We start from the raw sequence: 24,182 nt of genomic DNA on the forward strand, positions 1-24,182 counted from the left end.
TATATTCCCCCCACAAAATCTGGACAGCGTGATTGCGCGTTCTGCCAGGGCCATGCGTCTTTGTTCCCGGCAGCATGCCGCACAGGCGCAGGCCTTGTGCATATTGCCGGGCTGTCTTTATGGCAGTCATACCACTACACAGAGCGGGCAGACAGCCTGCTGATATCCTGAACATACTTCCACTGCGGAGCTGTTATGGACAAGAATGATAAGTCTTCCGGGGTATCGCGGCGCCGCCTTTTACAGGCCGCGGGGGCAGGCGTTGCAGGGGGCGCGGTGCTTTACGGGCTGGACAAGCTGCGCCTTTTGCCCAGTTTTGAGCAGCCAAAGCCCGTGCCGCCTGCGGAAAGGATGACCTGCCGCGTCAATCCCAAGAATGGGGACAAGGTATCGCTGCTGGGTTTTGGCTGCATGCGCTTTCCCATGCTGCCGGGTGCAGACAGCCCCACCGGGCCGGAAGTGAACGAGCAGGGGGCCTTTGCCCTTGTGGACTATGCCATTGCCCACGGGGTGAACTATTTTGATACGGCGTGGCCGTACCATCGCGGCGTTTCAGAAAGCGTCATCGGCAAGGCCTTGCAGCACTACCCCCGCGAGAGCTTTTATCTGGCCGACAAAATGCCCACGTTTCTTATGCCCACAAGGGAACAGGCCCGGGAAATTTTTGAAAAGCAGCTTGAAAAATGCAAGGTAGAATACTTTGATTACTATTTGCTGCACGCAATACAGTCTGTAGAAGCCTATCAGACTGTTTACGAAAAGAACGGCGTGCTCGAATATCTGCTTGAAGAGAAAAAGAAAGGCCGCATTCGCAACCTTGGCTGGTCTTTTCATGGCAATGCGCCAACGCTGGAATATCTGCTCTCGCGTGACGTCGCGTGGGATTTTGCCATGGTGCAGCTCAATTATCACGACATGCTGCACGAATACAAGATTGCGCCCAATCAGGCAAAATTCATTCCCAAAGACCCTGCGCCCACGCAGTGGATGTTTGAAAAAATGCAGCAAAGCGGCCTGCCGCTGATTGTCATGGAGCCTCTGCTTGGCGGTCGGCTTGCCCGGCTGAACAAAAAGGCGCTTGCCATCCTTCAGGCGGAAAGGCTCGAGGCCTCGGGCGCATCGTGGGCCTTCAGGTATGTGGCGGGCTTGCCCAACGTGATCACCATGCTGAGCGGCATGACCTATATGGAACACCTTCAGGACAACCTGCGGGCGCTGGCTCCTTACGAGCCGCTTTCCGGCCGCGAAATGGAAGTTCTCAAAGCGGCGCTGAATGTTTTTCTGACCCAGTCAAACATCCGCTGCACCACGTGCGGCTATTGCATGCCATGTCCCTATGGCGTTGATATCCCGTCTGTATTTGCCCACTTTAACCGTTGCCTTGACGATGAACTGATTCCCAAGGGGACGCGCGACCCTGACTATGAAAAGGCCCGCCGGGCCTACCTTGTGGAATATGAGCGTTCAGTCCCCGAGTTGCGGCAGGCGGCGCGCTGCACTGGGTGCGGCAAATGCCTCACGCATTGCCCGCAGATGATCGCCATCCCGGATGAAATGGCGCGTCTGGGCAAGTTTGTTGAAAATCTGAGAACAAGGCAGGGATAGCCCATGTTACGGATCGTTCGCATCGTGCTGGCCGCGCTCTGTTTTGCTGCAATCTGTCTGCTGTTTGTGGATGTGAGCGGGCTGTTTGCTCCATCGCTGGTCTTTATGGCAAAGGTGCAGCTTGTGCCTGCCCTGCTGGCGGGCAGTCTGGGTATTGTGGCGGGCATAGCACTGCTGACGCTAGTGTTTGGCAGGATTTACTGCTCTGTCTTGTGCCCCCTTGGCGTGGTGCAGGACATTATCGGCGCAAGGGCTGGCAAGTACCGCTTCCGCTACTCCTCCCCGCGTAGCCTGCTGCGGCTGGCGTTTCTTGGCATTTTTGTATTTTCCCTGCTGACGGGCGTGCCTCTGGTTTTTTCGCTGCTTGAACCTTACAGCGCCTTTGGCCGTATGGCGGCTGATCTGCTGGCCCCCCTTTGGGCAACAGGCAGCAACGCGCTAGCCTGGGCCTCGGAACGGGCGGGAAACTATGGTGTCGCCCCCACACTGGTGTGGCAGAAAGGTTTGGCAGCACTGGCAGCAGCGGCTGTCACCCTTGCCGTGGTTGGGGGCTTGTCGTGGCGTTCCGGACGGCTGTGGTGCAACGCGGTCTGCCCTGTGGGAACCACTCTGGGATTTTTAAGCCGATTTTCGCTATTCCAGTTCCGTATAAATGAAAGCGCTTGTAAAAAGTGCGGCCTGTGCGAAAAGGCCTGCAAGGCATCCTGTATTGACGCAGAAGCCGGAAGCGTTGATGCAAGCCGTTGCGTGGCCTGTTTCAATTGCGTGGGAGTGTGCCGTCAGGGGGCCGTCAGCTATGCCTCCAGGCTGTCAAAAGGACATGCGGAGGAGCACATACAGCCACAGGCTACAGCCCCTGCGGGAACAGCGGCAGAAGGCAAGCTTAATGGCGCACGGCGCAGCGTGCTTGCAGCTCTGGTTGGCGTTGCCGTGCCGGGGCTTGCCTTTGGCCGAAGCGCTTCGGCCATTCCGGCGCTTACCCGCAGGCAGAGCCATGAGCGGCAAACGGCCATTGTGCCGCCGGGGGCGCAGTCCGCGCAGATGCTTGGCGCGCGCTGCACCGGGTGTCAGCTCTGCGTTTCTGCCTGTCCCAATCTGGTGTTGCGCGCATCGGATATGGGCAGCGGCATGCTGCAACCCACGCTTTCCTTTGAGCGGGGCTACTGCCGCGTCAACTGCGTGACCTGCTCGGAAGTCTGCCCCGCAGGGGCCATACGGGCTGTCACTCCGGCAGTAAAAAGCTCCATGCAGATCGGGCGGGCCGTTATTGTCCTTGAGAGCTGCATAACCGTGACGGACAAGGTAGCCTGTACGGCTTGCGCCAAGATATGCCCTCCAAGGGTGATCAATCTGGTGGGGCCGGATGATGCCCCCAAAAAGCCGGTTGTAGATGCAGAGCGCTGCACAGGCTGCGGCGCATGCGAGTATGTTTGTCCGGCGCGCCCTTTTGCCGCAATCCATGTGGAGGGTGTTGCGGAGCAGAGGCGCATCTGATCTGATTGGATGTGCATACCTGCCACGGCAGACAAGAGGGATTTGTGAATAACAATGGCTGCTTGCGGTTTTGACCCCGGCAGTTATTTGCAATTTTGCCTGATTTCACAGAAAAACAGTTCAGCAACGGCCAGAGTGACGAACTTCAAACAGGGCAGCCTCCATGCGGCGCGATTGACTTGCCGCCCTTTGGGGGTGACGATATCCTGCTAAGGAAGCGGCTACCCTGTTTGCAGCGTCGTAGTACTGGCAGGCGTTTGCGCCGTTTCTTTCAATGCTTTCTGCATGCCTTTGATACGCGGCTGGCCCCTTGCTGCCAGACGAGAGATGCCTAACGGACAGAGAATGATGCAATATACACAGTGGCTTGATGGAAAAAAGCAGAACGGCAGCCTGCGCGCCCTGCGCAATATTGATGCAGTGCGGCGCGAGAGGGAGCAGGCCGGAGCGCCCTTCATCAACCTCAGCTCCAACGATTATCTTTCACTTGGCGACGATGCCGACCTGCGGAAGGAATTCTGGTCGCAACAGGATGCTTCCACCCTGCGCATGAGCGCCTGTTCCTCGCGCCTGCTCACGGGCACCTGCGACCAGCAGGAGGCTTTTGAGCGGGAACTGGCGATGGCCTATGGCGCGGAGGCCGCACTTGTGTTCGGCAGCGGCTACCACGCCAATCAGGGCATTCTGCCCGCCGTGTGTACAAGCCGCACGCTTATTCTGGCCGACAAGCTGGTGCATGCCAGCCTTATTGACGGCATTCGCATGAGCGAGGGAAAGTGCATCCGCTTCAGGCACAATGACTACGCCCAGCTTGAAATGCTGGTGCAAAAACACGTTGCGGATTACGAGAACATCATCATCGTCACCGAATCCATTTTCAGCATGGACGGCGATGCCTGCGATCTGCCCCGGCTGGTGGCGCTGAAAAAGGCCAACCCCACTGTGCAGCTCTATATTGATGAGGCCCACGCCGTGGGGGTGCGCGGCGCAAAGGGGCTTGGCTGCTGCGAGGAGCAGGGCTGCGCGGCGGACATTGATTTTCTGGTGGGCACAATGGGCAAGGCCTGGGCCTCTCTGGGCGCGTATGTGATCTGCTCCTCAGGCCTGCGGGAATACCTAGTTAATACCGTGCGCCCGTTTATTTTTACCACGGCCCTGCCACCGGTCAACATTGCCTGGAGCCGCTTTGTGCTTGCAAAGTTTGCCAGCGCCGAGGTTGCGGCCCGCAGGGAGCATCTTGCCGGGCTGGCGGGCATGCTGCATGCTTTTACTGATGGCCTTGGGCAATCGGTACGCAGCACCTCGCAGATCGTGCCCGTCATTACGGGCGAAAACCAGCGCACACTTGCCATTGCCGGGCATTTACAGCGCGAGGGTTTTTACATTATGGGCATACGCCCGCCCACGGTGCCTGCGGGCAGCTCGCGCCTGCGTATTTCGCTCACAGCCGGAACCGCGCGTGAGGAGGTTGAATCCCTCATAGCCCTGCTGAACAGGTTGCTGCATGAATATTGATTTTTTGCGGCGCGCCGGTTGTCCGACCCTGGAACTGTTTTTTGCCGGGTGGGGCATGGACAGCCGCCCCTTTGCCTGGGCTGCAGATTCCCCGCATACCGCGCACTGCGATTTTGCCGTGTGTTATGACTATTCTGACATGACGCTGGATGCGGAGGCCCTGCGCCCTTACAGCGAGGTGCGGGTGCGGGCATGGTCGCTTGGCGTATATGCGGCCTCTCTGGTCTTGCCGGGCTTGCACTGTGCTGTGAGCAGCGCCCTTGCTATTAACGGAACGCTCACGCCTGTTGATGATACTCTTGGCATACCGGTGGCGGTCTATGATGCCACGCTTGAGAACCTTTCCGCCGAAAGCGTGGATCGTTTTAACCGGCGCATGTGCGGCGCGCACCGGGCCGTTTTTGAAGCGCGCAGATCACCACACAGTTTGGCACGCAGCGTGGATTCACTGCTGGCGGAGCTGAGGCATATCAGGGAATGTTCTGCCCGCCCGGGCAGGGTGCAGTTTACTGGCTGGAACATGGCAATTCTGAGCAAAAGAGACAGGATATTTCCCATTGCAAACATGCGCAAAGCCTGGTCTGCAATCCCGGTGCTGGAGCTGGACGAGCCGCACTATATGCCGGATATTCCTTTTGTGTCTGTAGAACTGCCATGAGTGCTTCATCAGTCAGGCGGCGCTTCAGCGCTGCTTCCGCAAGTTATGATGCTGAGGCCCAGGCCCAACGGCAGATTGCCTCGCACCTCTGGGCGCTTGCAGCGCCGCACATTCCCAGTGGTGCAACCATACTGGAAATAGGCGCGGGAACGGGCCTGCTGACGCAGCATATCCTGAGCGCACAGCCCAGCAGCCTCACCGTCAACGATCTTTATAGCAGCCCGCAAGTGCAGGCCCTCGCGCAGCAACAGCCAGACGTGCTTTTCTGCCGCGAGGGGGATGCGGAAACGCTGGACTTCTGCGGCCCGTATGACGCCATTTGCAGTGCCTCAACCGTGCAGTGGTTTGCGGATATTGAAGATTTTTTGCACCGTTGCGCCCGGTATCTGCCCAAGGGGGGGCTACTGGCCTTCAGCAGTTTTTTGCCCGGTAACCTGTACGAAGTTGCCGAACTTACGGGTGTTGGGCTGGACTATCCCGATGCTGCCGCTCTGCAAGGTTATCTTGAGCAGGATTTTGAACTGGTTGCAATGGAGCAGGGCGAAATCACGCTGGATTTTGCCAGCCCGCATGACGTGCTGCTGCACCTGAGGCATACTGGCGTAACGGGCATCAGGCCTGTGGGCTGGAACAAACGCAAATATCTTGAATTTATTGACGGTTACACTTCCCGCTACAGCATGGGGCTGGGGGTTCGGCTGACTTATCGGCCAGTGTACGTTGTTGCCCTGTCCAAGAGACTGGGGTAGATATTTATTGTCAAATTATGCCATTTTTGTTCCGTTTCTTATCTTTTTAGTATTGTTGTCTGAACAGTAAAGGGAGGCGCTGGATGAAACCTACGGCAAGATTTCTTTACTGGTGCACCGCCCTGTTGATCCTCTGCCTAGGCCAAGGGGCTTTAGCCGCATCATCCTCCCAAGAGGTTGCCGTTGCGGGCGGAGCCTATGGATTTGAATCAGCCAAGGCATACCTCGAAATGAAGGGACGCGACCTGACAGAAGCGCAAGGCAAATTTGAAAGCGATCTTTTTCAAAACCTTGATGAAGCAAACGCCATTAATATCAAATACAGGGCATTACCCCCCAACTATGTGCTGTACAGATTGAAACTGGCGGAAAATATCGAGAAAAACGCCATTAAGCCAGACAAGCTGACCGCATATTGCAAGGAATTTCTGTATATTGACAATGCAGAAAGAGAAAGTGCGGATAAGTTTTTAGCCTATAATGAATCCATGACGGAAAAGTTCATTCCGCGTGACACGTATCAGGTCATGGATGAAGATATATTGCGCAACGTACTTGTGCGGTATCTTGAAACATACAGTATGGTGTATGGTTTCAAAAATCCTGATTCCATCAGGATTCGAATAGAAAAGTCCATTCCCTACAAAAATGCCGAGGGCGACTTTGGCATTTTATACTCAATCGCCCTGACAGATAAGGACGATGCTGACGATTCTGCGCCGGAAAAAATGTTTCAGGTTTCATACTGCAATGGGGAGATTGTCTGTTTTGAGCCCTCAGCAAATGACGCGGCGGATGCCGCAGTGCTGAAGATTTGCAAGTCACGGCAGTAACGGCAAGGTTGGCGGGGCCCGGCGTTGCGGATTTTACCGGCCCAGCCTTTGTGTGCCCCTACTGAGAGACCAGGCAAACATACGGCAGGCCATGCAGGCAACGGGTTTTCAGGTTGCGCGCAGCCATATGACGCAGCGCTTCCCATCCGTAGCAGAACGCCTGGATATCTGCCCTGCAAAGCATTTCTCTGAAAGATATAGTGCCCGGTGCGCCAACGCCCAATCTTAAGGAAATGCTGCGCATCTATCTGGATTATCTGAAGTACCACGGTTCCATCATGGGCCTCTACAGACACGGGGCCAACGAATGGACGGCCAACCAGTGGATAGACCTCTTTGAAGTGCTGCACGAGAACCGCTCGGTGAAAACAGCCGGGCTTGCGGAAATAGCCGCCATAGTCAAGGAGCAGTGCGAATCCACCGGGCCGTGGACATACCGCGGCCCTTGGCAATCAGGCCCTGCGGGCGGCGAGACATCGTTCAGGCCGGGGCAGGATTCCCCCTTGATTGGCGCGGGCGTGCCGATAGAATTTAACACGGATTATGCGGGCAGGCCTTTGCAGGCAGGGCAGAGGCCTAATATTGGTCTGTATTGACGGCAAACAGGCTATTGCCGCCATCAGTGCGCAAGCGCAAAAAAAGGAGTTACCTGTTGGTAACTCCTTTTTTCATGGGCGGTTGCAGAAAATCCTGCAGATCTGCTACGAGGCCTGTACTACCATGCCTGTTCGAGCAGGGTGACGATGTCGTCGTGCGAGGGCATGCGCGGGTTGCTGCTGGTGCAGATATCTTCCAGCGCGTTGGCGGCCATGGAATCCAGGCTTTGACGGTAAACCTGTTCGTCTACCTTGAGCTCGCGAACCCGTGCGGGGATCTTCATGGAGGTGTTGAGGTCGCGCACGGCGTTTATCAGGTTGCGCGTGCCTTCTTCCACAGTGGTGCTTTCAAGGCCGATAAAGGCTGCAATTTCTGTGTATTTGACGCCCGCGTCAAAGCTGTTGAAGCCGATGACAAAGGGCAGCAGCACGGCATTGGCAAGGCCATGCGGAATGTGGAACAGGCCGCCCAGGCTGTGGGCCATGCTGTGGGTAACGCCAAGGCCGCTGTTGGTAAATGCCAGCCCGGCCATGCAGGAGCCGATGAGCATGTTGTCGCGCGCGGTCATGTCGTCGCCGTGGTCATAGGCGCGCTTGAGGTAGGTAAAAACATTGCGGATGGCCTGCTCCGCATAAATGGCGGTAAACACGTTGCTGTAGCGCGAAGTATAGGCTTCCACCGCATGGGTCAGCACGTCCATGCCGGTTGCGGCGGTCACGTGCGGGGGCACGGTGCGCGTAAAGCGGGCATCAAGAATGGCGGCGTCAGGAATGAGCATTTCGTCATTCAGCGGAATTTTCACCGAATTGACCTTGTCGGTGATAACCGCAATGGAGGTCACTTCCGAACCTGTGCCGCTGGTGGTGGGGATGGCGACAAGCGTGGTTTTTCTGTTGCTGTCGGCCCTGCGCCCGAAGTAGGAGATGGCCTTTGCCATATCAATGGCCGAGCCGCCGCCAATGGCGATAATCATGTCTGCCTGGCTGCCCAAAAAAAGGCGCGTAGCTTCAACAACGGCCTGAAGAGATGGGTCAGGTTCCACGCCAGAAAAAAGCGTGTGGCCAATGCCCTTGCGTTTCAGATGGCTCACGGCCTGATCGGCAAATCCGCTTTTGACCATAAAAGGGTCTGTCACCACAAAGGCATGGCTGGCTGGAAAGGTCTCAAGGGTTTCCAGCGCGTAAGGGCCGTAGCAGATCTTTGTTTTTCCGTAAAACTGGGTCACGTCGTCCTCCACAGGCGGCGCAAAGAAAGAAAGGATATCTTGGCGTCGGCGTATCTTTTATCGTCAGCGGTTCACGCTTGCTTGCGCTTGAGCAGCCATTTTCACGCCTTTGGGCGTGGATATTTTTGCTACGGATACCAGTCTGTTAGCTCCGTGATAGCCCGACATTGCACAGCCTTTTTGCAAAAGGGCAGTGCGGGCATGATGCTAAGTCAACCTTTACCCCTAGGGGGAAGGTCAAGGGTTTTTGCAAACTTTTTTACTATCCAATGCCATTTTGTGTGAAAAAATGAACCAGCAGGCCTGATTATGAATTTCAAATTAAAACAGACTATTAAGGTCATTGTTATTGCATTAATTATATTTACTAAATATAATTACTACTTTTAATTATCGATATCCGGAACAAAATTTATGTAAAAAGATGCCCATCAAGGGGCATTTTTTTGTAAAAGGCCTTGATCTTCCAGTGCGGAGAATGCTTACGGTGAATCAAAGTGGGCCGAGCCTCCCTTTGAGGGCTGGGTCAGCCCGCAGCCGACACCAATTCCCGAGGGAAGGAGAATGCCATGGAGCAATCAGCACAATTTGGGTCAACAGGTATGGAAACCTCGGCGCAGGCAGCCAAAAAGCAGCTTGCCACAAGTTTCAGAAGACGTGGCATGGTTACTGCCACCATGTCTGGGGTAGCATACGGAACATACACCGCGTTCATGACGCTCGCCATGACCTTGGGCGTGTGGGGAGTATGGTACGGCGGCGATTCCACTCTTTCTGAATTTTCCAAGCTTTTTTTGCTTGGCGCGCTTGGCGCGGCCACCACTGACGCGTGCAGCGCCGTGTGGGCAGTGCTGATTGCCATTGGCAAGGGCAAGTTTGGCGATGTTTTTCGCAGCATGGCCTCCAAGCCCGGCGCTATCCTCATGGCAGCCGCAGTTATCGGCGGCCCCCTTGCCAGTACCTGCTACGTGCTTGGCCTGCAGAGCGCCGGCTCCATCATTGTGCCCATCAGCGCGCTTTGCCCGGCCATCGGCGCCATTCTGAGCCGCATTCTCTTCAAGCAGGCCCTGACCCCGCGCACCATGCTGGGTATCTTTATCTGCTTTATGGCCAGCGTCATGATCGGCAGCACGGGGCTTGCCGACAACGCGCCGCCGAACCTCTTTGTGGGCATTGCCTTTGGTTTTCTGGCCGCCTTTGGCTGGGGGCTTGAAGGTTGCGTGGGCGGCTACGCCACTTCCATGATTGATCCTGAAATCGGCATCACCATCCGCCAGCTTACCTCGGCCCTGACCAACCTGCTGATTCTTGTGCCCCTGTTTGCCTTTATTGGCGGCGATTCGGCCTTTGGGATGATCCGCACTGTCTTTACCGATGTTGACGCCATGCCCTGGTTTATCGTGGCTGGTTTTGGCGCGTACTTTGCCTTTATGCTCTGGTACAAGGGCAACGCCATGTGCGGAACGGCGCTTGGCATGTCGTGCAACGGCGCGTTCTCTTTCTGGGGACCTTTCTTCTGCTGGCTGGTGCTCGGACTGTGGTTCGGCATCGACGGCTACGCCCTTGCCCCCATTGCCTGGCTGGCCGCAGTCGTGATGATCGTCGGCATCTTTATCATTGCCGTCAATCCGCTGGATTTTTTCAGAAAGAAGGGATAATTTGCCATGAAAAAGCCGCTTAACTTCGCCATTCTCAAGTATATGACAACGGTTAACGAGGCCTGCACAGAAGATGTGCTGTGCGCGCTCAAAGACGGGTACAGTTCGTTTCGGGCTTTCAACAAGTCTGACGTGCTCAACGCCCTCCTGACCGCGGAAGCCAACGGCCTGCTGGAAGAATCGCGTTATGACCTGGATGATGAAGGCCAGGTGCGCATGTTCTTTCGTGCCCATGCCGAAGGTGCAGCGACCATAAACCGCTACATTTCCAACTAAATGTCCATTGCCGGGGAGGGGTGCGCCTCTCCCCGGCGCAAGGGATGTGCCCGGCCTCGTTTTTGCTTCTGGCTGGTGGCGCAAATGCTCGATATAGGATGTTGTGAGGTTCGGGCAGGCGCATAATCATCCCTTTTTGCCCACCCTTCAAAAATCCGGGCAACGCCATGACAAAACAAGGGTACACCATCAGCCAGATGAGCGAGATCTCCAAGATCTCCAAAAAGGCTCTGCGCTTTTATGACGACCTCGGCCTTATTTCTTCCAAGAGGCATGGGGGCAACAACTACCGCTACTATACGCAGGATGAACTGCTCGCCATCCCGCCGCTGAAATACTACAAGCAGATGGGGTTCAACCTCAGCGAGATCCGCGCCGCTTTTGAAGTGGGCAGCAATACCTCGCTTTCCGCGCTGCGAAAAATATTCATGAGCAAGATTGAATTGTTGCAGCAGGATGAAAAGCTGTTGTTTCTGCGGCTTACATCTGTGCGCGACTGGCTTGAACTGCTGCACGAAGCAGAAATTGTGCTGGAAAACTGCCAGCAGAGTGTCTCGGTGAAGTATATTCCGCCGGAACGCATGCTTTTTATGGACCAGACCTTTGTTTCTGATATCAAGTCTGCCATCATCAACATGGATTTTACCAATTATGTTGAAGAAGTGGGCAATAATATCACCGGGCCGGTCATCATCAATTTTTCTTCCATAGAAAACAGGGTGCAAAACGAGGAGCAGCCCGTCAAACTGCTGCAAAAAACCGTATTCCCCTGCGGGGAAGATAAAATGGCGGATTATGGCGGGTACTTGGCGGCAAGCTGCTACCACATAGGCTCGCACGAAACCATCGGTAGCACCTACCGCAAACTGCAGCGCTGGTGCGCCTCAAACAACTATGTTTGCGACAATGGCTCGCATGAGCGCTATATTACCGACTTCTGGACCACCAACAATGATTCGCTCTTTGTTACAGAAGTGCTGGTCAAGGTGAGCCGCCGCGGGAGTGTCGTGCACACCCCCAAATTTCATTTTGATTCAGACGACGATCTGTAATCAGCCAAGTATGCGGGCCGCCTGCTGCGCCATCAGCTCGTGGCCCGCTTCACTTGGGTGCAGACCGTCTGTATAGAGTGCGGACAGCCTGTCAGAGGCATTGCCATCCGCTGGCCCTGCCTGACTGGGTAAACCAGCAAAAGCCTGCGAAAAATCCACGCATTGCAGCGAGAAATCCTCGGCAAGTACACGCATCCACTGATGCAGGGCGGCGTAGTCCGCACTGGCGCGCGGCAGGTCAACGCTGCCCAGCAGGGGAAAGCTTATGGGCGCATGCACAGGAATGGGCACCCCCAGCACCGGGCGCACCCGTGCGTTGAAGCTGTGCTGCACCAGCGCAAAAATATTGGCCTTGACAGTTCCAAGCCCTGTTCCTAACGCCAGATCGTTGAACCCGCCCATGATCAGAACCGCGTCAGCGCCCGCCTGCACCACATGGTGGTGAAAGCGGGCCAGCATGCCGCCCGTGGTGTCGCCGTTGATGCCGCAGTTGCGCACGTCAATGCCCGTGCGCCGCGCCAGCAGGGTTGTCCATACCTTGGGGCGCGGAATGCCGTAGCCGTAAGTGAGGCTGTCGCCCAGACAAGCAATAATCATGTTTGCAGCGTATTCCCTTGTGGATGATCGGGCAATATTCGCAACAGGCGGCCCGCGCCAGCAGGGGCGTACGGGCAAGGGCCGCCTGCGCCCGCATCAGGCGGGCAATCCCATTTGCAGACGGATGTGGCGTACATCCGCCTCTTCAGGTTTGAAAGGATAGTTGCGTATCCCAGGCCCTGGACGGGAGTTGGCGTAGGGGCGGTTGCAGGCCACCTCGCCGTCGCGCCCGGTGCAGCCGCAGGTGCGGAACGGCTCGCCAGTGTCAATGACTGCATCCAGATCGCCCTTGGAGAGGCCGTATCCCGTGAGGGCGCGGCGGTCGTTATAGGTGAAGAACCGCTCGTGGGCGTGGTCATTGTCGATGAGCCAGCGCGCCAGCTGAATGCGTCGGTACTGGTCAATGGGCGGTGGCAGGCGGTGCGCCAGAGGCGAACCCCCTTCGGGGAAAAACGAAAACAGATGCGTGTTGCCGCCCATGTCGTGCACTCGCTGCATGGCGCGGCACATGTCCTGCTCGGTTTCGCCCATGCCCACCATAAAGTGCGCCCCGGCCATTCCCTTGCCAAATATGTCCAGGCTTTCGCCAAGGCACTGCCAGTAGCGCTTCCATGAGTGCGGGCCGCCAACTCCTGAACCGCGATAGTGGTCAAACAGCTCGGGCGTGGCAAGATCAATGGCTACGCCGACCTTGTCCGCCCCGGCATCGCGCAGTTCTTCAAGGTTTCTGCGGGTAAGGATGGTGGGCGAAACCAGCATGGAAACGGGTATATCAATGGCCTGACGCAAACGGCGGCATATCTCTGCGGCGTCGCGCGGGGCGCGGCTGTTGGTGAGCATGGAAATGCAGATGCGCTTGACGCGCTCCTGACGCCGCACAATGCCCGCCACAATTTCATCAACGGTAAATGCTGGCCAGGTCACGCGGATAAAGCTTTTGCTCGTGCTTTCCTTCTTTTCTTTTGCGCCAGAAAGGCCGCAGTAAGCGCACTTTGCCGCGCAGCCAGAGCGGTAGGTCAGCAGCAGGTTGATGCACGAAAGGCAGGCGTTGCGGTAGAAGGAACCGGGGGCGAAGTCGAGCGTCATGGCGGCGGCAAGGCTCATGCGCGCAACCTCAGGGCTTTGGGGCTGTGTTTGCTGCCAGCAGGGCGGGCATTGGTTCTCAAGTTGGGTGGCTTGGCTCATATGTTGTCTCCAGCAAAAGTTATTGCGGCAAGCGTTGTGCGGGTAACACTTAGGCAGGCCTGGCGGCGGTGGCTACCAGCCCTTTGTTCCCTCGCCCAACAGCACCGAGCAGCATGTTTTGCGAAATTCCGCCTGTAATCCCATGCGGGCCGCCAGTGCGGCGGCCTCGTGCGAGGGCAGGGCCATCCGGTTGATGCCAGCTCGCAGCGACAGAACTTCCAGCGCGCTGGCATCCCGCCTCGGGCGGGCGCAGCCAAGGCTTATCTGGCTTTGCGGCATAAGCTCCCGCGCGCGGATCACAAGCCCGCACACGCCGCGCGGGTCTGGCTGGCGCACGTTTTCCATGACTGTTCCGGCAAGGTTCATGTAGGCCACGATCACCAGCAGCCCGGGCGGGTGACGCGCCAGAATTTCCAGCGCGTGGTTTTCGCCCGCAAACCGCCCAAAATGTAGCCCTGCCACAATGTGCGGAACCACGGGCAGCTCTGCCGCAGCCAGAGCTTCAAGGCTTTGCTCCAGCAGTTGGGGGCCGTCCGGCAGATGGTAAACGCTGGCATAGGTCTTTTCGCTGCCAATAACGTCAAGCAGGGCCTGATCCACGCCAGCCCGCCGCAGGGCCAGAGCCGCGCGGTCGTCCACCATGCCGCAGTGCACGGAAATGTAGAGGTCGGTTTCCTGCTTTATGGCAGCAATGGTGTCGGTAAAATCCTGCCACGGCACCTGCCCGCGCCCGTTGCAGCCGCCGGAAAGCAGCACCCCCTGCGCGCCCTGCGCCATCAGATCGCGGCACTTTTGCAGCAGCCTCTGGGGGGAGCTTACGTCAGGCATATTAAGCAGCAGCTTGCCGCCGCAGTGGGCGCATTGCTGGCGGCAGTCGGCCCCGGTTATGGAAAGCGCCGGGTACTGGCCCTGCACGCCGTCGCGTACATACATGCCGGGCAGATAGAACAGTATTTTTTTGCCGTGGATTTTCCACGAAAGTTCACGTGCTTCATTAAGCCGCGCACTATCCCAGCGCAGTGCAGAAGGGATATCCGCCGGCCACGAGGAATAGTAGCCGCCGTATGTTCCAGTGGCGGAATTTCCGCAGGATTCTTCAGCTTGCAGCATAGTATTCCCTGAATCCTATCCAGAATCTGTTGATGGCCTTGTCGAGCGAGCCTGTGTGCGCCTCCCATAAAAGGCGGCGCTGGTGCGCGTGCGACAGGGCGTCGCCGTAAAAATCGGCCCATTCTTCCTCGTAGCCCAGCAGGAGGGCCAGATCCCCCTCCAGAACGGCCTTGGCAGCCCAGCGGCCAGCCATTTCGCCGCCCACCACAGCCTGAAAAATACCGGCCCCTGTGATAGGATGGGTGTGCCCTGCCGCATCGCCTGCAAGCACAGTATCGCCATACACGCAAGGGCGGGGCGATCCTGCGGGTATCCAGCCGCCTGTGAGGCCCAGCGGCCTGTCGGCCACAAGGCCAAGCCCGGCCATGCCGCGCACAAAGCGCCGCAACGCCCAACGCAGGCCCGGCCTGCCGGGGGTGGACAGCATGCCAAGGCCCACGTTTGCCACATTGCCCTTGGGGAAAACCCAGGCGTAGCCAGCGCGGATGCTTTCATCAAAATAGATGTGCGTGTGTTCCAGATGTTCCAGCAGGGGCAGACGCACCTGAATGGACGGCAGGCAGTGCGGGCGGGGCAGGCCAAGCCAGCGCGCCACGCGCGAAACAGGGCCGTCAGCCCCGATAACAACCTTGGCCGACACGCCTACGGTGGCGCTGTTGGGCGCGGACAGCAGCACTCTGCCGCCCGCGCCGCCTTCACGGCCAACAGCGGCGTGACCGGGAAGAATCCTCGCGCCGCTGCTCACGGCGGCGCGGGCAAGGGCCTGATCAAACATTTCCCTGTCGATCACGCAACCGGGGGCGCTCATATCCTGTATGCAGCGGCCATGCAGAAAGCTGCGCATGCCTGTTGTGCGCTGCACGATATATTCGTCCCCCACATTGGCCTGACCAACCAGCATGGCCGGGATGTATTCCGCGCAGCGCACGGGCCTGCCCACTATGCGCCGCCGTTCGGCAACAATTACGGAAGCCCCGGCCAGAGCAGCCGCTCGCGCGGCGCTTGACCCGGCGGGGCCGCCGCCAACCACAAGAACATCGCAGTTGAGTACGCGCATGGGGCTACCTCCCGGCATGGCCTTGCGCCTGCTGCGCCACACGTAAAATGGAGTGCAGCAGGGGCATGTTCAGGCTTGTCTGGCTGCGGAACTGCCCCTGATGGGCGGCCTCGCTCTGATCCAGCTCGTAGCAGGTGGTGTTTTCTATATCTATGAGAATGCCGGGCAGGCCCATGCGGTCAAAATCTTCCGCATGCTTGATGTAGAAGGGCTGGCAGCAGCAGCCGATGAAGGCGGAGACGCCTTGCCCCTTGAGCTTGCCCAGTTCTTCCATGAGATCTTCAAAGTTGGTTATGCAGACCGTGCGCAGTTTGCGCTCATGCCCCAGAGCCCAGGCTTCGCCCACGGAACATTCGCCGCAAGCGCGGCAGGCCTTGGTAAAGCGGAGGTCGCAATCCTTGAGTTTGGCGCAATAGGGCAGCAGCAGGGCTTGCGGCCCGGCGGCCAGCACCTGATCAAAATTCCCGTTGGTGGTGAAGATGCGGTTGCAGTGTTCAATGGGTATGCCGTGGCGGGCAATGGCGGCTTTTTCCATGGCCATGCGCAGGGGAATGCAGATGTCTTCCGCGTTCATGTCGGGTATGGCGATATGCCCTTCGTTGAAGAAGTCATGGATGATGCCGCAGAGGTGCTCCGTATTCAGGGGCTGACCGCGCAGGGCAGCCTCAAGGTCAAAGAGGGCGCGTGCGGGAAAAGACAAAAAGTCTCCGGTAATAAACACGTTTTTAAGCACGCGGCGCGGCATGTTGAGCTGCATGGTCACGCGCACAAGGCCGTAAGGCGATTTGCGCGCGCCTTGCACCACCTCCGTTTTTTCATAGGTGGGGCGCACCATGTCTATCCATTCCTGCGACTGAAAATAGGGCAGCCGCTCGGCCAGCAGGTCTTCCTCCTCGGCGGTCAGGCCGCCGGGCACAAGGTTTATGCCCATGTGCCGCTCAAAGGCATCGGCAAGTGCAGCCTTGATATCGGCGCTGGCGGGTACGCGCCCAAGCTCCCACGCCAGACAGGTGACGCGTTTTTTGACGGAATCAATTTCCTTGGCTTTCAGCTTTTCCACTGGCACACGCAGGCATTTGAGCATGGTTTCCACGTCAAAATCCACCAGCAACGTACCCTGAAATAGAAATGCCGCGTCGCAGTCCGTGCCGCCCGTGCCGGAAATCTTGCGGCCCGCAACTTCTATGTCGTTACGGGGGCGAAAGGCCGCGTCAATGCCCATGCCGCGCAGGGCAGTGACGGTTGGCTCGCACAGGCGGCGGAACAGATTGGCATTGGGAATGCCCACGCCAAAGAAGGCTTTGTCGCAGATGAGTTCCCAGCCGATCTGGTTTTCATCAAACAGCAGGCCGCCACCGCCCGTGATGCGGCGGTTGATGTCGATTCCCTGCTCGCGGCAGTAGGAAAGGCGGATTTCTTCCTGAATTGACTGATGAAAGCCCACAAGCACCGTTGCCGGTTTGAACTGCAAAAAGCGCAGTGTATCCTGCGAGCGGCCACTGCCGCGAATTTCAAGCAGCACCTCGTCAAGAGCCATGTTCTCCGCCGCCGTAAGCGGCGGCAGATCAAGCAATCGCCACTGCATATGCGCCTCCTGATCGGGTGTACGCGCCTCTTGCAGTCCGGATTACCCTTTCCGCGCTGTACACCCCGTTTGTGCTGCGTTTTGTTGTTCCTGCGCTGCCCGCCGGCATGCCACAGTGTCGTTGGGCATTATGCCTGCGCTGATGCCGCCGTCTGAACTGCTTGTGCCGCGCTGTCTGCCCTGGCTTTTGCCTCACTGGCGTGCGCCTGGAGTGAGCGGGCCACAAGCTGGCTCATGTCCAGCACTTCTATGTTCACCTTGTTGCGCTTGGCATAGGTGGTCATGGTGCGCACGCACTGCTGGCAGTTGGTCACAATGGCTTGCGCTCCGGTGCGTACGGCTTCTTCAACCTTGCGCTTGGACATGGCCGCCGAAAGATCGGGGTCGATCATTTCCAGGTTTCCGCCGCCGCCGCAGCACAGGCAATGCCGCCTGTTATGCTCCATTTCCACTAGCTTCAGGCCGGGAATGCGCGCCATGACCTCGCGCGGCTCGTCAAACACGCGCCCGCCGCGCCCCAGATCGCAGGGGTCGTGGTAGGTCACTGTCATGGGCAGCTCGCCAAGGGGCAATTTGTTTTCAAGCACGAGCTGCATGACCATTTCAGATGCATGCGCCAGTTCAAATTCCGGCGGGTAGGATTCGCGCCAGATCTGGTAGCAGGAGGGGCAGGTAAACACGACCTTGCGGGCGCCCCGCGCCTTCACGGCCTCCACATTATGTTTGATGATGGCGGGCAGATCGGCGCTCTGGCCGGAACCCACAAGGGGGAAGCCGCAGCACCATTCATCGCCGGCCATGATGGTAAAATCCACGCCTGCGGCTTCCAGAATTTCCACAAAGGCCATGGGGATTTTTTGCGCCAGAGGAAAGTACGCACCCACGCAGCCTGTAAAATAGACCACTTCAGCCCTGGCTTTCTGCCCGCCGCCCTTGGGGGGCTTGCGCATGTCGTCCACCCAGTCGCCGCGCTCGTCGTTGTCTTCGGCAAAGACGTTGTGGCTGTCTTCAAGATTGGTGCGGATCATGCGGATTTTTTCCGGGGCGTCGCCCGTGTGCGAAAGTTCTTCGCGCAGGGCGAGCCACAGATCTTTAAGGGGCAGGCCAGCGGGGCATACTTCCTCGCAATCGCCGCAGAGCGAACAGCGGAACACCGAAGTGCCGTATTCCTTGAGGCGCTCCGGCGTGGCCACAGGTTCGCGCCCCAGCACTTCGCCCAAGGCCCGCCAGAAGAAACTGCGGTCGCGCAGGAGCTTTTTCAGGTTGTCCATACGCACCTGAGCCGAAAGATCCGCGTCGCCCGATGCCGCCACCGCCGGACACACGGTCAGGCACTGCCCGCATTCGGTGCAGGCGTCGAGCGCCATGCGCTGTCGTATGCTGAATGCTGTGTGACGCATGATTTAATCCTTTTTGAACTTCTTGATGTCCTCTTGCAGCCATGCTTCAAGAACGTCCTTGCCGCCGTGAATGAGGGTATTGATCTGGCTCATGTCGGCGGGCTTGATCCTGTACATCCAGCCCTTGCCGTAGCAGTCGGCGTTGATAATGGTTGGGTTGGCCTCCAGCTCTTCGTTGACTGCCGTGATTTCGCCATCGGCGGGGCTGTAGACGGTGCCAAGCCATTTGCCCGATTCCACCTTGGCAAACTTTTTACCGGCGGTGACGGCCTTGCCCACAAAGGGCAGCTGCACAAACACAATCTGGCCTGCCAGCTTTTCGGCAAAGTCGTCCATGCCAATGACCAGCTCGTCGCCGTCAACACGGGTCCAGAAGTGGTACTGGTCGTAGTACAGTTCCTCGGGCATGTTGTATCCGGCAATTTCCATGATTTACTCCTTAATGTGATGGTTTAAGGCCTTAGTGGCGGCCGCGAATGGTCTGAACAAGCAGGAACAGGGGAGTTGTGAACATGTGCCGCAACTGGCTGAAGGGTATGTAAGCCACCGTCAGCGCGGTCAGCACCGCATGTGCGTACCAGCCCCAGCCGTAGATGCGCGCCAGCGTTGCCTGCCCCAGAGGAGCGAGCCCCAGTGCCAGCACATGTCCGGCAAAGGCATAGCCGCTGCCTTCGGGCATGCCCGTGAGGGCAATACGCATGCCTTCAAGCACAAAGCCCGTAAGCGTGATGCCCAGCAGCAGATACAGCGCAAGCCAGTCGTGGCGCGGCGCGTTTGCAGCAGCGCTTTTTTCACGCCGCCACAGCATGGCGGCCAGCAACAGGCCCAGCAACAGGGCAAGCCCGCTCAGATCAAAGAGGAAGGCTCCAGCACCCCAGTTTTTGTCCAACAGCAGCCAGGGCCATTCCTGCGCGGGCGACAGAAGCGAACCCGTCAGACCCAGCAGACCCCAGACAAAGCGGAACAGGAAGGGGAAGAATATGAGCGCATGCACGGCCCAGCGCAGGTGGGATTCGCGATAGAGCCGCCGTTGCAGGAAGACATCGCAGCACAGGGCAGCCCAGCGGTTTTCCGCGCTTGCGTGCTGGTGCGGCGTGGGGCAGCCGTGGCTCTGGCCCGTTGCGGCATCAGCAGTCTGCGGCTTTTGCGGCGAACCCTTGCCCAGATTGGCGCAGGAGAGCCAGAACAGTCCCATACCAGCAAAGACCAGCACAAATATACCGAGGCCGATCTGCCCGGGGGTATCCTGCACGCTGAACGTAGCCGCGTGGCAACCCATGCACAGCACGCTCTTGGGCGGCAGAATAGCGTTGGCAGCGCCAACCTTGCCGTTGCCCGCAAAGCCGTTTGTGGCACCACCAGCCTCTGTACCGCCCGAGCCTGTAGCGGAAGTGACAGCGGGGCCAGCGCTGTGGCAGCGCACGCAGGAGGCCGTGCCGCTGGCAAGGGTCATGGAATGCGCGTTAAGCGGCCCGGAATTGATGACATAATCAACCTTGCCGTCCTTGAGCACCGGGGTGACGCCGGAAAGATGGCACGCCCCGCAGCTCACATTGCTGTGGGCATCGTGGATTGTCTTTTCGTCATGCCGTGTGTGGCAGGTGAGGCAGTTGACGCGCTCCTGCCTGTTGTGAGGGTACCGTGCCGCATCCTTGTGGCAGGTGAGGCAGTTCATGTCGCCGTGGGTCATGGATTTCATGCCCTCGGCGGAGATTCTGGGCATGGCCCCGGCAGGCGCGGCAGCGTTTGATTCCGGCCCGTGGCAAGAGAGGCACATAACCGGCCCCAGCGGTTCCTTGCCCTTGTTAAAGGGCACAGGCGCTGCTGGGGAACCGCCATGAGGTTTGGCGGCAGAGACGCCAGCGCCAGCGGCTATGCCCTTGCCGGTCGTGAGCCCGTGGCAGGAAAGGCAAGCGGCCACATCGGGCGCTGGTTTGGGCAGGTCTGTCTGAGCCTTGTGGCACACGCCGCAGGATTGGCTCATGTCGCCCGCAGGGCGCAGGCCCTTGGCTCTGGCCTCGGGCGCAAGAACATAGTGCGGGTTGTGACAGGTAACGCAGTTGTTATAGTCCTGCGTTTTCATTACCGGTTTGCCGCCGTGCGTGCCCTTTGCCAGATTGTCTTCAATTTCGCCGTGGCATTGCAGGCAGGTTTCCCTATCAAATGCCGTACTGGCGGGCTTGTTGAGCTTGTCGGCCCGTGGGTGCTGGTGATCGGCCTGTTCTGCGTGGCAGTCTGCGCACGACATGTTGGCGTGGGCAGAGGCATGAAAGCCAGATTCATCAATAAACCACGTTCTGCCCGGCCTGACCTCGGTGTTCTGCTGGTCACTGGCAGCATGGGCGGGCAACGCAGCCGCTGACAGCACGATACAGGCCGCTATCATGCAGGCCGCAAGAGCATGGGCCGTCAGCGTACGGGCCGCCGGAAACATCGGGGCGGCCATGATTGGGCCGCGTTTGCGCATCCTCAGCTTCATACGTTTCTCCTCAGCACGCTTCGCAAGTATTGGCAGCCAGCGGGGCCGCGTCTGTCAGACTGGTCAGCATAGCCTCCGCGCGGTACGAGCTGCGCACCAGCGGGGCGGAAGCCACGCCCGTAAAGCCCATGGCAAGGGCTGTTGCCTTCCAGTGGTCAAATTCGTCAGGGGCCAGATGCCGCGCCACAGGCACATGCGCACCAGAGGGCGCAAGATATTGGCCAAGGGTCAGAAAACGGCAGCCGTGCGCCAGCAGATCGGCCAGGGCGAGGCGAATTTCGCTCCATGTTTCGCCAAGGCCCAGCATGATGCCGGATTTTACGCGCAGGCCCTGACTGGCCGCGTAGCGCAGTACTTCCAGCGAAGTTTGATAGCTGGCCCCAGGGCGCACCTGAGCAAAAAGCCGCCGCACGGTTTCAAGATTATGATTGAACATATCGGGGCGGGCTGCGCACACCGCCTCAAGAGCGTTGCGGTCGCCCTGAAAATCCGGCACCAGCACTTCAATGCTGGTCTGCGGGCTTGTCTGGCGTATGGCCTTGATGGTGCACACAAAATGATCCGCGCCGCCGTCCGGCAGGTCGTCCCGCGTAACAGACGTTATGACAGCATGGTGCAGCCCAAGCCTGTGCACGGCCTGCGCGACGTTGCCCGGCTCGTTGGAATCGAGAGGCGCGGGATGTCCTTTGGCTACGGCGCAATAGCGGCAGCCTCGGGTGCATCTGTCGCCCATGATGATGAAAGTTGAAGTGCCGCGCGAATAGCATTCGCCCTTGTTGGGGCACTGGGCCTCCTGACACACGGTGTGCAGGTTGAGGTCGGCCAGCATGTTCTCCACCGGGCGTATCCCGGCATCAGGCCGCAGGGAAACAGTCAGCCAGGCCGGTCGGCTTGCAGCCAGCCCGGTGCGGGGTGCAAAGTCGAACTCGCGGGCAAATGCCTGTACAAAACGGCGCGAAACTTCGGCAAAATCAACCTGACTTCCCAGCTCGGCAGCTATGGAGGTAATGCGTTCCGCAGGGTTGCCGCAGGGGGTGATGAGGCGAAACCAGTCCACATCGGTATTCACGTTCAGGGCCATGCCGTGAAAGGTCACCCATTTGCGCACTGCCACGCCCACGCTGGCGACTTTGCCGCCGTTTACCCACACGCCGGGGCCGTGAACGCCCAGCTGCGGCTCAAGCCCGAAGGAGCGCACCACCGAGGCGATGGCGGCCAGCAGCTTTTCCATATACAGATGCAGGTCTTTTTGCCGCAGACGGATAACGGGATAGGCCACAAGCTGGCCGGGGCCGTGAAAGGTCGCCATGCCGCCGCGTTCCACCCAGTAGAGGCCCACGCCCTGACGCTGCAACTGTTCCTCGGTCACGTGCAGATGGGCCGTTGTGCCGCCGCGCCCCATTGTGATGACGGGGTCGTGTTCAAGCAGCAGGAGGGTATCGTCCACGGAATCGCTGACGCGCGACTCCACGCGGCGCTTCTGAAAGTTCAGGGCTTCGCCGTATTCGATGCGCCCAAGATCCAGCACCTCCAGCGGAACAGGCTGGCCGGGCACGGAGCTGGCATCGGTATCTGGCTGGCAAAGGGATAAGGCGGACATGGCTGCTTCCTTGTAATGCAGAACAGATTCAGCTTGTTTACGGCGGGGGGCCGGGGAGGCCTTTACCCCGGGCCCAACGGCACCCCCGCCGGTTCCTTCAACGGCGTCAGCCCCGCTTGGGCAGGTACAGGGCCCACCCGGCGGCATCACGCGCGGCATCGACAACGGTTTCACAAAAGGCGGGATGCACGCGGAAGCCCTTGGCGAATTCGCGCACCGTGCATTCAAGCTGCATGGCAAGCACCGCCTCGCCGATCAGCTCGGAAGCATTGCTGCCCACGATGTGCACGCCCAGGATTTCGCCCGTGTCGGCATCGGCAACCATTTTTACTGCGCCGTCCACTTCGCCGCGCAACATGGCATAGCCGTTGATGGAATATGGAAAACCGCCCACTTCAACCTCGTAGCCCTTGCGCTCGGCCTGTTCTTCAGAAAGGCCCACGGAGCCCATTTCCGGGCTGCCCCAGATGGCCCGCGAAACAAGGTGGGAGGGGAATTTTGCGGGCACGCCCATGCTGTTTTCCGCCGCGCAGATGCCCATGGCAGAGGCCGCATGGCTGAGCATCCAGCCGCCCGTGCAGTCGCCAATGGCAAAAATGCCCGGGCAGGATGTGCGGCACTGCTGGTCAACTGCTATGCCGCCGTCTTCATTGAATTTAACGCCAAGCGTTTCCAGACCAAGATTAGCGGCAACAGGCTTGCGGCCAGATACCAGCACCCTGTCGGCCTCAACGGTCTGTTCCTTGTCGCCGCTTTTGAGGGTGCAGGTTTTGCCCGCAACCTTGACGAGGGTGTGGCGGGCAATGATCTGCACGCCGCGCTCGCGCAGGGACTGGGACATGCGCTGGCTGGAATCCTGATCTTCGTCAGGCAGAATGCGCGGGCCGGGCACGGCAAAGATGACCTTGCTGCCAAGGATGCTCAGCAGGGTAGCCATTTCAACGCCAATATAGGTGGGATCGGTAATAAGCACCGAGGCCGGGGCTTCCGTCATGTCCAGCAGCTGGTCGCTGGTAAAGGCGGCCTGATCCAGACCGGGAACATCGGGCTTTGCAAGGGTGCTGCCCGTGGCGATGATAATGCTTTTGGCCTCAACCTTTTTGCCCGCCACATCCACAGAAGTGGGCGAGGTTACAACGGCCATGCCGGGGATCACATCCACGCCGTTGTTGGCAAGCAGCGCTTCCATACCCATGCGGATATCATTGGAAACGCCCTGCTTGCGGGCCAGAACAGCGGTAAAATCCAGCTTGCCCACAGTGAGTTCCAGACCGAATTCGCCAGCCTTGCGCGACTGTTCCAGCAGGGTAGCGGCGCGCAGCCATATCTTGCTGGGAATGCAGCCGCGCATAACGCAGGTGCCGCCCATGTTGCCGCCTTCCACCAAGGCCACCTTGCCCTTGAGCTGCGAAGCGCGAATGGCCGCAGCATAGCCGCCGGGGCCGCCACCTATGACAACTACATCGTACATTGTGTTCTCCTGATCTGTGCTGGTTGCTGTATGGGC

General features: G+C 58.7%; 21 protein-coding genes. 10 read left to right on the plus strand and 11 right to left on the minus strand.

Annotation, left to right across the window (positions count from 1 at the left end):
- Positions 1 to 195: 195 nt before the first annotated feature.
- The 7 genes from ACUZ9Q_RS06605 (at position 196) to ACUZ9Q_RS06635 (ending at position 7,450) form a co-directional block, all read left to right on the plus strand.
- Positions 196 to 1,605: an aldo/keto reductase gene (locus ACUZ9Q_RS06605; protein ID WP_449247565.1), complete on the plus strand. Its 1,410-nt coding sequence runs from the start codon at positions 196 to 198 to the stop codon at positions 1,603 to 1,605.
- A gap of 3 nt (positions 1,606 to 1,608) precedes the next feature.
- A complete protein-coding gene (locus ACUZ9Q_RS06610) occupies positions 1,609 to 3,099 on the plus strand; it encodes a 4Fe-4S dicluster domain-containing protein (RefSeq protein WP_449247566.1) in 1,491 nt (496 codons plus the stop codon).
- Between the two features lie 345 nt (positions 3,100 to 3,444).
- A complete protein-coding gene (locus ACUZ9Q_RS06615; protein WP_449247567.1) occupies positions 3,445 to 4,614 on the plus strand; it encodes an aminotransferase class I/II-fold pyridoxal phosphate-dependent enzyme in 1,170 nt (389 codons plus the stop codon).
- Positions 4,604 to 5,272, plus strand: coding sequence for a pimeloyl-ACP methyl esterase BioG family protein (locus ACUZ9Q_RS06620; protein ID WP_192111679.1), 669 nt, complete (start codon positions 4,604 to 4,606; stop codon positions 5,270 to 5,272). The genes ACUZ9Q_RS06615 and ACUZ9Q_RS06620 overlap by 11 nt, the downstream gene beginning before the upstream one ends.
- Complete coding sequence (gene bioC / locus ACUZ9Q_RS06625; protein ID WP_449247568.1) at positions 5,269 to 6,021, plus strand: malonyl-ACP O-methyltransferase BioC; 753 nt, start codon at positions 5,269 to 5,271, stop codon at positions 6,019 to 6,021. The genes ACUZ9Q_RS06620 and bioC overlap by 4 nt, the downstream gene beginning before the upstream one ends.
- 83 nt (positions 6,022 to 6,104) lie before the next feature.
- On the plus strand, positions 6,105 to 6,854 hold the full coding sequence (locus tag ACUZ9Q_RS06630; RefSeq protein WP_449247569.1) for a hypothetical protein: 750 nt from the start codon (positions 6,105 to 6,107) through the stop codon (positions 6,852 to 6,854).
- A 200-nt stretch (positions 6,855 to 7,054) separates the two neighbouring features.
- On the plus strand, positions 7,055 to 7,450 hold the full coding sequence (locus ACUZ9Q_RS06635) for a hypothetical protein (protein ID WP_449247570.1): 396 nt from the start codon (positions 7,055 to 7,057) through the stop codon (positions 7,448 to 7,450).
- A 119-nt stretch (positions 7,451 to 7,569) separates the two neighbouring features.
- Here the strand turns inward: ACUZ9Q_RS06635 and ACUZ9Q_RS06640 are convergent, their stop codons facing one another.
- Positions 7,570 to 8,676 (minus strand): 1-propanol dehydrogenase PduQ, encoded by a 1,107-nt coding sequence (locus ACUZ9Q_RS06640; RefSeq protein WP_192111683.1) that lies wholly within the window; start codon positions 8,674 to 8,676, stop codon positions 7,570 to 7,572.
- 569 nt (positions 8,677 to 9,245) lie between these two features.
- Between ACUZ9Q_RS06640 and ACUZ9Q_RS06645 the strand changes: the two genes are divergently transcribed.
- From ACUZ9Q_RS06645 to ACUZ9Q_RS06655, 3 genes are all read left to right on the plus strand, one after another.
- Entirely contained in the window at positions 9,246 to 10,334 is a 1,089-nt protein-coding gene (locus ACUZ9Q_RS06645; protein WP_227119140.1) for a hypothetical protein, read from the plus strand.
- 6 nt (positions 10,335 to 10,340) lie between these two features.
- Positions 10,341 to 10,610, plus strand: a complete 270-nt coding sequence (locus ACUZ9Q_RS06650) for a hypothetical protein (protein WP_192111684.1) — start codon at positions 10,341 to 10,343, stop codon at positions 10,608 to 10,610.
- A 167-nt stretch (positions 10,611 to 10,777) separates the two neighbouring features.
- The gene (locus tag ACUZ9Q_RS06655) at positions 10,778 to 11,662 is read left to right on the plus strand and encodes a MerR family transcriptional regulator (RefSeq protein ID WP_192111685.1); all 885 of its coding nucleotides are present in this window, start codon (positions 10,778 to 10,780) and stop codon (positions 11,660 to 11,662) included.
- Here ACUZ9Q_RS06655 and ACUZ9Q_RS06660 read toward each other — a convergent pair whose 3' ends face one another.
- The 10 genes from ACUZ9Q_RS06660 to lpdA form a co-directional block, all read right to left on the minus strand.
- Complete coding sequence (locus ACUZ9Q_RS06660; RefSeq protein WP_449247571.1) at positions 11,663 to 12,259, minus strand: GDSL-type esterase/lipase family protein; 597 nt, start codon at positions 12,257 to 12,259, stop codon at positions 11,663 to 11,665.
- A gap of 96 nt (positions 12,260 to 12,355) precedes the next feature.
- On the minus strand, positions 12,356 to 13,444 hold the full coding sequence (locus tag ACUZ9Q_RS06665; protein WP_308586201.1) for a radical SAM protein: 1,089 nt from the start codon (positions 13,442 to 13,444) through the stop codon (positions 12,356 to 12,358).
- Between the two features lie 72 nt (positions 13,445 to 13,516).
- Positions 13,517 to 14,554: a hypothetical protein gene (locus ACUZ9Q_RS06670; protein ID WP_449247572.1), complete on the minus strand. Its 1,038-nt coding sequence runs from the start codon at positions 14,552 to 14,554 to the stop codon at positions 13,517 to 13,519.
- Positions 14,541 to 15,611, minus strand: coding sequence for a geranylgeranyl reductase family protein (locus tag ACUZ9Q_RS06675; protein ID WP_192111689.1), 1,071 nt, complete (start codon positions 15,609 to 15,611; stop codon positions 14,541 to 14,543). The genes ACUZ9Q_RS06670 and ACUZ9Q_RS06675 overlap by 14 nt, the downstream gene beginning before the upstream one ends.
- A 4-nt stretch (positions 15,612 to 15,615) precedes the next feature.
- Positions 15,616 to 17,196: a lipoate--protein ligase family protein gene (locus tag ACUZ9Q_RS06680; protein WP_215646625.1), complete on the minus strand. Its 1,581-nt coding sequence runs from the start codon at positions 17,194 to 17,196 to the stop codon at positions 15,616 to 15,618.
- A gap of 128 nt (positions 17,197 to 17,324) precedes the next feature.
- On the minus strand, positions 17,325 to 18,596 hold the full coding sequence (locus ACUZ9Q_RS06685; protein WP_449247573.1) for a (Fe-S)-binding protein: 1,272 nt from the start codon (positions 18,594 to 18,596) through the stop codon (positions 17,325 to 17,327).
- A gap of 3 nt (positions 18,597 to 18,599) precedes the next feature.
- Complete coding sequence (locus tag ACUZ9Q_RS06690; RefSeq protein ID WP_192111692.1) at positions 18,600 to 19,025, minus strand: glycine cleavage system protein H; 426 nt, start codon at positions 19,023 to 19,025, stop codon at positions 18,600 to 18,602.
- Positions 19,026 to 19,056: 31 nt separating this feature from the next.
- Entirely contained in the window at positions 19,057 to 21,075 is a 2,019-nt protein-coding gene (locus ACUZ9Q_RS06695) for a cytochrome c3 family protein (RefSeq protein ID WP_449247574.1), read from the minus strand.
- A 10-nt stretch (positions 21,076 to 21,085) separates the two neighbouring features.
- On the minus strand, positions 21,086 to 22,675 hold the full coding sequence (lipA, locus tag ACUZ9Q_RS06700; protein ID WP_449247575.1) for a lipoyl synthase: 1,590 nt from the start codon (positions 22,673 to 22,675) through the stop codon (positions 21,086 to 21,088).
- Positions 22,676 to 22,781: 106 nt separating this feature from the next.
- Positions 22,782 to 24,146 carry a dihydrolipoyl dehydrogenase gene (gene lpdA, locus ACUZ9Q_RS06705; protein ID WP_323391258.1) on the minus strand — a complete coding sequence of 455 codons (1,365 nt, stop codon included), beginning with the start codon at positions 24,144 to 24,146 and terminating at the stop codon, positions 22,782 to 22,784.
- Positions 24,147 to 24,182: the final 36 nt, after the last annotated feature.

It is taken from the genome of Desulfovibrio desulfopostgatei (genome assembly GCF_053570645.1).